The organism is Brevundimonas sp. UBA7664 (assembly GCF_002483305.1).
GTDB lineage: Bacteria > Pseudomonadota > Alphaproteobacteria > Caulobacterales > Caulobacteraceae > Brevundimonas.
The window spans coordinates 27,946-29,375 of the sequence record NZ_DLHQ01000027.1; the positions used below are offsets into that span (position 1 = coordinate 27,946).

At 52.9% G+C, this 1,430-nt stretch carries 1 rRNA gene (running past one end of the window); it reads left to right on the forward strand.

Going from position 1 to position 1,430, the window contains the following annotated elements:
* Nucleotides 1-1,430: ribosomal RNA gene (locus tag B2742_RS07825) — 23S ribosomal RNA — on the forward strand (its annotated part extends 495 nt beyond the left edge of the window); the annotation flags it as partial.

The window sequence follows — 1,430 nt, forward strand, 5'->3', positions numbered from 1 at the left end:
TGAGGGAAAGGTGAAAAGCACCCCAACGAGGGGAGTGAAACAGATCCTGAAATCGGAAGCCTACAAGCAGTCGGAGCCCCCATGCGGGGTGACGGCGTACCTTTTGTATAATGGGTCAGCGACTTCATGTGTCGAGCAAGCTTAAGCCGTTAGGTGTAGGCGCAGCGAAAGCGAGTCTGAATAGGGCGCTAAGTTCGACGTATGACGACCCGAAACTAGGTGATCTATCCATGAGCAGGATGAAGGTTGGGTAACACCAACTGGAGGTCCGAACCCGTGAATGTTGAAAAATTCTGGGATGACTTGTGGATAGGGGTGAAAGGCCAATCAAACCTAGACATAGCTGGTTCTCCGCGAAATCTATTTAGGTAGAGCGTCCGACGAATTCCCTGGGGGGTAGAGCACTGGATGGTTGCGGGCTGCGCGAGTGGTACCAATACTAACCAAACTCCGAATACCCAGGAGAACTATCGGGCAGACACACGGCGGGTGCTAACGTCCGTCGTGAAAAGGGAAACAACCCTAACCATCATCTAAGGCCCCCAAGTACTGGCTAAGTGGGAAACGATGTGGGATTGCTTTGACAATCAGGAGGTTGGCTTAGAAGCAGCCATCCTTTAAAGAAAGCGTAACAGCTCACTGATCAAGCGATCCTGCGCGGAAAATGTAACGGGGCTCAAGCCAGTCGCCGAAGGTATGGGTTTGCAGTTTACTGCAAGCGGTAGCGGAGCGTTCCGTAAGCCGGTGAAGGTCAGGCGTGAGCCTGGCTGGAGGTATCGGAAGTGAGAATGCTGACATGAGTAACGATAAACAGTGTGAGAAACACTGTCGCCGAAAGACCAAGGGTTCCTGCGTAAAGCTAATCTGCGCAGGGTTAGTCGGCCCCTAAGGCGAGGCTGAAAAGCGTAGTCGATGGGAAGCAGGTAAATATTCCTGCACCAGCTAGAAGTGACGGATGGCGTAAGTTGTCGGGGCTTATTGGATTGTCCCGGCAGCGAAGTTGTCCCTGGAAATAACTCTAGCAGAGACCGTACCCGAAACCGACACAGGTGGTCAGGTAGAGCATACCAAGGCGCTTGAGAGAACTGTGCTGAAGGAACTCGGCAAATTGCACGCGTAACTTCGGAATAAGCGTGACTCACCTAGCGCAAGCTAGACTGAGTGGCACAAGCCAGGGGGTAGCGACTGTTTAGCAAAAACACAGGGCTCTGCGAAGCAGCAATGCGACGTATAGGGTCTGACGCCTGCCCGGTGCCTGAAGGTTAAAGGGAGTTGTGAAAGCGACGAACTGAAGCCCAGGTAAACGGCGGCCGTAACTATAACGGTCCTAAGGTAGCGAAATTCCTTGTCGGGTAAGTTCCGACCTGCACGAATGGCGCAACGATGGCCACACTGTCTCCTCCCGAGACTCAGCGAAGTTGAAATGTTTG